Genomic DNA, 7,579 nt, shown 5'->3' with positions numbered 1-7,579 from the left:
GCCGCCAAGAAGGCCGCACCGAAAAAGAAGGCTAAGACGAAGAAGCCCGCGACCCGGAAGTCGATGGCCGCCAAGAAGGCCGCACCGAAAAAGAAGGCGACGGCCAGAAAGCCTGCTGTCAAGAAACCCGTTGCTAAGAAGAAGCCGGCCGCCAAGAAGAAGACGGCTAAAAAGTCGGTAGCCAAGACGAAGGCAGTTCCGAGGAAGAAGGCCGAGTCGAAAAAGAAGGCGATGGCCAAAAAGCCTGTCGCCAGGAAACTGGCTGCTAAGAAAAAGTCGGCGGCCAAGAAGAAGTAGCCGTTACGGACGGCCCAAATGAAGACGAGTGGCGCAGGGTCTGATAAGAGGCTTCGGCTTTCTCGTTTATCCTAGATAACCGAGATCAAGCCGGCTCCACCCTCGCGAACAGTCCCGATCACAACAGCAACCGGTGCGCGCCCTGCCAGAGCATCGATCACTTTATCGACCGCATCCGGGGCTACGGCCATCAAGAGGCCACCTGAGGTCTGCGAATCAGCAAGGAGGGTTCGCGTCGGGTCGTCGACCGAGTCAGCGAACGTGACATCCGTCGACACGTCTTGGAGGTTGCGTTTCGTTCCGTCCGGAACGTGACCAGCTTCGACGAGCGCGCGCGCACCCTTGAGGATTGGAACCGCGGCGGATTCGATCTCGGCCGCGAAGCCAGACGCTCGCATCATACCGCGGAGGTGGCCCAACAGGCCGAACCCGGTCACGTCTGTGCCGGAACGTACTCCGGCTGAGACCATGACGTCCGCGGCACCTGCATTGAGCGTCGTCATCACTTCGACGGCGTACGCGATGACCTCGGCGGGAGCTTCGTCTTTTTTGAGTGCCGTTGCCACGATCCCAGATCCGATCGGCTTGGTGAGAATCAGTCGATCCCCAGGACGAGCATCCGCGTTCGTAATCATCCGCCGCGGATCGACTTCCCCGATTGCGACCAAGCCGTACTTCGGCTCGGCATCATCGATTGAATGTCCGCCCAATGTCGGGATGCCGACGGAACTTGTCACCTCGCTGCCGCCTCGCAGGATTTCGTCGAGGATTCCTTCTTGAAGGAGCTTCCGTGGAAAGCCGACCAAGTTCAGCACGAAGAGCGGACGTGCTCCCATCGCGTAGATGTCGGACAGCGCGTTTGTCGCGGCTATGCGCCCGAAGTCATAGGGGTCGTCGACGATGGGCGTGAAGAAATCAGCCGTCACGACCAGGGCGCGGTCGTCGGAGAGACGGTACACGGCGGCATCGTCCCCCGTCGTCTGTCCGACGAGGGCGTTGGGGTCGTCTACCGGGAGTATGTGACGCAGAACCTGCGCGAGCTCGGACATGCCGAGTTTACACGCTCAACCAGCGCCGTGGCTGAGCTGGGAAAGTCGAATCTTCGGCTTCTGGTCCCTTGGCTCGTCCGCCATGGGCGATCTCCTGTAGTTGGCGTGGACTTCACGATCGAGTGTTAGCTGACCGAGTGAATCAACAAGGTCGCTTGGTGGGGGCACGGTGAAAACAGGAAACCCGTAGCTCGCACCGGGTACCCATGCCACCCGAACGAGAATTCGAACTGCCCTCGCCAGAAAGGTCCACTCCGTCATGACCGCGCCCCAACCGTCTCCGCGCCGTCTTCTCGCTGATGAGCTGTCACGCTCTGATGCCGAGATGGATCTGGCGCGAGCGGTGCTGCTTGTGGCGAAAGAGGAGTACCCACAGCTGTCGGTCGATCTCTATCTGGCCCGCCTCGATCAGGTCGCCGAAGAGGTGAAGGACAGGTTGGCGAATGAGACGGCTTCTCTAATCGTGCTCGGCGAGGTCATCGATACGCTCTACACCCGCCGGAAGTTGACAGGGAATCGCGAGGCTTTCTATGACCCCCGAAATTCGTTCCTGAACGATGTGCTCGACCGTGGCGTGGGCATTCCGCTGACTCTGGGCATCGTCATTCTCGAGGTGAGCTGGAGGCTAGGGCTTCCTCTTGAAGGGGTGAAATTCCCAGGGCATTTTCTTGTTCGATATACTGGCTCCGAAGTCCGACTTCTCATCGATCCTTTTGACGGTGGTCGAATTCGCTTCGAGGACGACGCGCAGCAGTTTCTGGACCAAGGCTACGGTGGTATGGTCTCGATGCGTGAGGCATTTCTTCGCCCCTCGACGAAGCGCGACATGCTCGTTCGACTCCTGACGAATCTCAAAGGGATTTACACGAAAATTGGTGACGCCCGACGTTCTCTCGCGGTGGTTGAGCGACTCCTCATGATCATGCCGACTGCACCGCTCGTGAGCCGTTCTCGTGGAATGCTATTAGCGAAGCTGGGGCGGCATGAGGAGGCTGCGTGTCAGCTCGAGGCATACCTTCGGCTGTCGCCGACGGCGGATGACACATACAACGTTCAGAAGCTCGTCCGAGAACTTCGCGGAGGGCACTTCGAGGCGGGTGGAGGTACGGCATGACCGGTTCTGGCGAGAGTAATCACGAGAGTCCGTTGTTACCACAGCTCGAGTCTGCAGGTGGAATCGCGGGCGACTACCACGGACGACGACTTGTCCGCCACTTCGGGGAGCCAGAGGCAGAATACCAAGCTGCTACGAACGGCATGGCGGTATTCGATCGAAGTCATCGGGCACGCCTCACTGTGTCGGGGCGGGCACCGGGACAGATGCTCAACGGGGTGCTGACCGGACGCATGCCGTCCGAGCCGGTAGATGTCGGGGACTCGGTCCGGGAAGGTCTCGCGACCTATCACGCCGTCCTGACGCCCAAGGGCAAGCTGATTACCGACCTCGTCGCGCTCCTTCCGGGAGCTGAGGACGAAACTGGCTTGTTGCTAGACGTGCCGGTCGCTGGCCGAGACGGGCTATTGACTCATTTCGGCAAGTTTCTACCGCCCCGTTTTGCGAAGACGGAAGATGTGTCCGACGCCACTGCGTCGATTTCGGTCGTCGGCCCGAAGGCAGCCGATGCCCTTTCAAAGTTGGCGCTGGGTCTGCGAGTCGACGCTGACTGGCTTCAGGGGTCCGAAGAAGGAGCGTGGCGCGCGGTTGGGTCTACCAAGGCCCCCCTTCTGGTTGTCCGCACCATGGAGGTCTGGCCCGAGGCGTGGACTGTGTACGGCCCGGCGGCGTCCGTGTCAGCTCTCTGGAAGGCGCTCGTTAAGGATGGTGGGCGGCCGGCAGGCCTCGGTGTGTGGTCGACTCTACGAGTAGAGGCGGGCCGCCCTGTCTTTGGCCTGGACATGGATGACGGGACGCTGCCACCTGAAGCGGGCATCGTCGAGAGGGCGATCGATCAGACGAAGGGCTGCTATACCGGACAGGAAATCATCGTCAGAATTCGCGATCGAGGTCATGTGAACAAGGCGCTTCGACGCCTCGAGCTTGGAGACGTTCCGGCCCCGGCTAGAGGGACGGAGCTTCTGGCACCGGACGGATCGGGTAAGGTCGTTGGTGAGATCCGGTCAGCTGTGCAATCTCCCCGTTTTGGAGGGACAATCGCGCTGGCGTACATAAGACGCGGCGTCGCTCAGGTGCTACTGAACGACATCGTGATTTCTGTACCGGACGGGTTTCCGGAGAGTTAGCTGCCGATCTCTTCGAGCGCCGTCAGGATGTCTGCATTCTCCGGGCGAACGCGGTAGTTCACCTCGGTCATCTTCCAGCGAACGACGCCTTCCATATCGATGACGTAGGTGGTCGGGTGCGGAATAGCTCGGCCTCTTGGATCATCCTGGTTGTAGAGCCCGTAGCGGTTGATCACTCCAGCTCCGGGGTCCGAAAGAAAGGTGTAGTCGAGCATCAGTCCGTCGTTCTCTTCAGCGACCCGATCAACCATCATCTGTAGATCCGACTCATCATCAGATGATAGAGCGATGATCGTTGTAGTGGCCTTCTGCTCCTCAGAGAGAATGTCGTGCAGCTCACCGAGCTGCTTGGCGCAGTAGGGTCACCAGTGTCCACGGTAAAAGACCAGTACGATGTTACTTGCGCCCTGGAAGCCGGACAGTGTCACCCGATCTCCGGCGAGGGCAGCTAGCGTGAAGTCGGGCGCCATTTGCCCGACCTGAACCCGTTCGAGTTCGATACCGGGCAGCTCGTGTCCATCGACCGGCCCGAGCGCGACCGGTTCGTCCATCGTCATTGCATCTAGCGCCTCATCGGACGCAGCGCATCCCGATATCCCCACCAACCCCACCATCAGCGCGACTCGAAGTCGTTGCACGAGGTTTCTCCGTAAGCGTTCAGAACCGAACTTCGCCAAGGCTACAGCAGTTCCCGGAAGGCCGACAGACCCGAAGCCCTGAGCTTGACGGGGGCTGATCAACCGGGAAGTCTGACTGATCCTCAAGGCTCCGGGAGAGATCCATGGTAATTCAGATCACAACGCCGCTTAAAGGTTGCGTTCCAATTCTCGTGGCCTTGGGAACGATCGGGTGTGGCGTGGGCGTCGAGCACCCGGAGTCCAGGAGAGATCCGGTGGCTCAGGTTATGCACGGCGTCGAGTTCGTGGATGACTACACCTGGCTTGAGGACCAGGACGCGCCCGAAACCAGAGCTTGGATTTCTGCGCAGAACAGGTTCGCGGAAGAGGTCGTCGGCGAGTCCCCTCTCCGCGATGGTATTCGGCGGCGACTGCGTGAACTCACCGACTCCGACGACGTTGGCTTGCCTCGCCGTGCTGGGGCGTTCGAATACTTCACCATGCGGAGGCGCGGGGAAGAGGCGCCGATCCTGTATCGGCGACCGTTCGTGGAGGACGCGGGTGCCCCTGTTGTCGAAGAGGGCTACGAGGTTGTCATCGATCCCGGACTCATCGATCCGACGCATCGAACGCTCATCGCGATGATGAGCTTCGCACGTGAGGGCTCGCTCATGATGTACTCCATTCGGCAGGGAGGAGCAGATGAATTCGAAGTGCGAATCCGTGACATGACTACCGGTCAGGATCTATCCGATCGCCTTCCCAATGCGCTCTACAGCGGGGTCCGCTTCGACGAAGAGGGAGGCGGGTTCTACTACGTGGCACGCGATCGATACGCTGGCCCCCGCATTCGGCACCATGCCCTGGGATCAGAACCGGGGTCTGATCAGGACGTGTGGGGTGAAGGCTTTGGACCGTCAGCGTTCATTGGCATGAGTCCGGTCTACGATGGTGGACTACGCTTCTTCACGGCCCAGCACGGCTGGGCGCGGAGCGACCTCTTCATCCAGCGAGGAGATGGCCCGGTTGAGGAGATCGTCCGCGATGTGCCGGCTCATTTTCAGCATCGATTTCGCGACGGTCGGATCTATGTGCTCACGGACTGGAATGCTCCCAACTACAGACTGATGGTCGCGGATGCGTCTCGGCCTGAAATGGATGAGTGGAAGGAGTTGATTCCCGAGAGTGATCAAGTCCTGGAGAGCTATTCATTCATTCATGGTCAGATCTTTGCTACGTACCTGCACGACGTGGCGCAGCGGGTTCGCATCTTCGACATGGCGGGCCGCCCGACGGGGGAGGTGAATGCTCCTGAGAACGCCTCAGTGACCGTGCGTGAGGGTGACGCCGAGACGGTGGAGCTGACTGCTTCGTCGCATCTCATGCCGGCGACCACCTGGCAGGTGGATCTCGAGTCCGGAGACCGCGTCCTGACCGACGAGCCTGAACTCGATGTGGACCTGTCGCCCTACACGGTCACGAAACTGTGGTACGAGTCATCGGACAGCATCAGGGCGCCTGTGTATGTCATGCACCGAGCAGACATTGCTCTGGATGGAAGTCATGCGACGATCCTTAACGGCTACGGTGGCTTCAACTCGAGCATACGCCCGAGTTTCTCAGCGGCACGGATCGCGTGGCTCGAGCTCGGTGGTGTCTACGCGATCGCGACGTTGCGCGGTGGCGCTGAGTTCGGAGAGCGCTGGCATAAGGACGGCATGCTTGAGAAAAAGCAGCACGTCTTCGACGACTTCATTGCCGCGTCTGAGGCTTTGATCGACGAGGGTTTCACCAGTCCGGAGCACCTCGGCATTAGTGGGGGGAGCAACGGAGGACTCCTGGTGGGGGCGGCAATGACTCAGCGACCCGACCTCTATCGAGCTGTGTTGTGCACCTATCCGGACCTCGACATGGTTCGCTTCTGGGCCTTCCAGGACACGAACAACATGCCGGCCCTCTTGGAGTACGGTGACGCCCGCATCGAATCTCAGTTCCAGGCGATCAAAGAGTACTCACCCTACCAGGCGGTGCGGGACGGGGTCGAGTACCCGGCAGTCATGCTCACGACGGGCGACCTCGATACAAGAGTGTCGCCTCTTCAGGCTAGGAAAATGACGGCGCGATTGCAGGCGGCGACGGCGTCTGAGCGCCCGGTGATCCTCTGGTACGATGCGCGCGGCGGACATGCCGCGGGCCGAGGACGACCCATGTCGCTTGGTATCGAGGACACGGCCCGAGAACTGACCTTTATGGCTCAGGAACTCGGACTCGGGGGGGATGCGCGCTAGGGCGTTCCGCGGCGTGTGAGCTGCTTGGCGACGATCAGGTCGCCGTGCTCGCGGCCGTTCTCGATGAAGATCTTGTTCGCGTTGTGCCCGGCGGCGATGACGCCGGCGATGTAGAGGCCGGGTACGTTCGTTTCCATCGTGGCGGGGTCATGTGCAGGGATGCCGGATTCGGTGTCGATTACGACGCCCAGTTCGGTCAGCTGACTGTGGTCCGATCGCCAGCCTGTCATCGCCACTACGAAGTCGTTCTTGATCTCGGTATCCGACCCGCCGTCTACTGGCGTGAGTACGACGGATCCGGAGCGGACTTCACTGACACGATGATTCCAGTAGATGGGAATCTCTCCCCGTTCGAGCCGATTGGTGATATCGGGGACGACCCATGGTTTTACTCCTCGATCGATCTTGTCGAGGAAGTGGACGAGTGAGACGCGGGTCCCGTTCCGAAACATTTCGAGTGCCGACTCTACAGCCGAGTTCCCGGCGCCGACCACGAGCACGTCCTGGTCATAGTACGGGTAGGGCTCGTGGTAGTAGTGCCTGACCTTATCGAGATCCTCGCCGGGGACCTTCAAGAAGTTCGGGCCCTGAAAGCCGCCGGTTGCGACGACCACGGCCGCCGCGGCGTACACCTGCTCAGTTCCGTCGCGCATCACGGTCTTCACCGTGAAGTCGCCCTCTTCACCCTCGATCTCGAGCACTTCTTCGTACTGGCGAACATCTAGGCCCCAGTGCTCGACGACTCGCCGGTAGTAAGCGAGCGCCTCGCGCCGGGTCGGCTTCGACTCTGGGATTGTGAACGGAACACCGCCGACTTCCAGCATGACCGCGGTACTGAAGAAGGTCATGTAATAGGGGTAGTCCATCAGTGAGCTCGTGACGCATCCCTTATCGAAAAGGGTGCACGACACTCCAGCCTTGCGAGCGGCAGCGCCTACGGCGATGCCACACGGTCCAGCGCCTACAACGAGAAGTTCGAGTCGGTCGGTCATGGTTGCTCGGGGTACCCCATGCCGATCATCTGTTCCGACCTGTTCCCTAAGCGTGAAGTCTGTTCTCTGGTGGCCGGCGGTATCACAATGACGGC

The 7,579-nt window shown here is 60.4% G+C and carries 8 protein-coding genes; 4 read left to right on the top strand and 4 right to left on the bottom strand.

Annotated features, from left to right (window positions below; all coding sequences use genetic code 11):
* Positions 1 to 297, top strand: a 297-nt coding sequence (locus OSA81_07900; GenBank protein ID MDE0898924.1) for a hypothetical protein, incomplete at its 5' end; no start/stop codon positions are given.
* A 71-nt stretch (positions 298 to 368) separates the two neighbouring features.
* Here the strand turns inward: OSA81_07900 and selD are convergent.
* Positions 369 to 1,346 carry a selenide, water dikinase SelD gene (selD, locus tag OSA81_07895; GenBank protein ID MDE0898923.1) on the bottom strand — a complete coding sequence of 326 codons (978 nt, stop codon included), beginning with the start codon at positions 1,344 to 1,346 and terminating at the stop codon, positions 369 to 371.
* A gap of 259 nt (positions 1,347 to 1,605) precedes the next feature.
* Between selD and OSA81_07890 the strand changes: the two genes are divergently transcribed.
* A complete protein-coding gene (locus OSA81_07890) occupies positions 1,606 to 2,460 on the top strand; it encodes a transglutaminase-like domain-containing protein (protein ID MDE0898922.1) in 855 nt (284 codons plus the stop codon).
* Positions 2,457 to 3,587 carry a hypothetical protein gene (locus OSA81_07885; protein MDE0898921.1) on the top strand — a complete coding sequence of 377 codons (1,131 nt, stop codon included), beginning with the start codon at positions 2,457 to 2,459 and terminating at the stop codon, positions 3,585 to 3,587. The genes OSA81_07890 and OSA81_07885 overlap by 4 nt, the downstream gene beginning before the upstream one ends.
* On the opposite strand, the gene OSA81_07880 is transcribed toward OSA81_07885, so the two are convergent.
* Both OSA81_07880 and OSA81_07875 read right to left on the bottom strand, forming a co-directional pair.
* Entirely contained in the window at positions 3,584 to 4,057 is a 474-nt protein-coding gene (locus OSA81_07880; protein ID MDE0898920.1) for a peroxiredoxin family protein, read from the bottom strand. The genes OSA81_07885 and OSA81_07880 overlap by 4 nt on opposite strands.
* Positions 3,950 to 4,225: a redoxin domain-containing protein gene (locus OSA81_07875; GenBank protein MDE0898919.1), complete on the bottom strand. Its 276-nt coding sequence runs from the start codon at positions 4,223 to 4,225 to the stop codon at positions 3,950 to 3,952. The genes OSA81_07880 and OSA81_07875 overlap by 108 nt, the downstream gene beginning before the upstream one ends.
* Positions 4,226 to 4,368: 143 nt before the next feature.
* On the opposite strand from OSA81_07875, the gene OSA81_07870 reads away from it, so the two are divergent.
* Positions 4,369 to 6,492 (top strand): prolyl oligopeptidase family serine peptidase, encoded by a 2,124-nt coding sequence (locus OSA81_07870; GenBank protein MDE0898918.1) that lies wholly within the window; start codon positions 4,369 to 4,371, stop codon positions 6,490 to 6,492.
* Here OSA81_07870 and OSA81_07865 read toward each other — a convergent pair.
* The gene (locus OSA81_07865) at positions 6,489 to 7,484 is read right to left on the bottom strand and encodes a YpdA family putative bacillithiol disulfide reductase (GenBank protein ID MDE0898917.1); all 996 of its coding nucleotides are present in this window, start codon (positions 7,482 to 7,484) and stop codon (positions 6,489 to 6,491) included. The genes OSA81_07870 and OSA81_07865 overlap by 4 nt on opposite strands.
* Positions 7,485 to 7,579: the final 95 nt, after the last annotated feature.

Source organism: Longimicrobiales bacterium, from assembly GCA_028823235.1.
In the GTDB taxonomy this organism is placed as follows: Bacteria; Gemmatimonadota; Gemmatimonadetes; order Longimicrobiales; family Gaopeijiaceae; genus UBA2589.
Note: the sequence above shows the minus strand (reverse complement) of the source record. Positions and strands in the feature narration are given on the sequence as shown.

Bases quoted from the DNA above. Each gene is read 5' to 3' on its own strand.
- selD (MDE0898923.1), bottom strand. From the start codon at position 1,346: ATGTCCGAGCTCGCGCAGGTTCTGCGTCACATACTCCCGGTAGACGAC.
- OSA81_07890 (MDE0898922.1), top strand. From the start codon at position 1,606: ATGACCGCGCCCCAACCGTCTCCGCGCCGTCTTCTCGCTGATGAGCTG.
- OSA81_07885 (MDE0898921.1), top strand. From the start codon at position 2,457: ATGACCGGTTCTGGCGAGAGTAATCACGAGAGTCCGTTGTTACCACAG.
- OSA81_07870 (MDE0898918.1), top strand. From the start codon at position 4,369: ATGGTAATTCAGATCACAACGCCGCTTAAAGGTTGCGTTCCAATTCTC.
- OSA81_07865 (MDE0898917.1), bottom strand. From the start codon at position 7,484: ATGACCGACCGACTCGAACTTCTCGTTGTAGGCGCTGGACCGTGTGGC.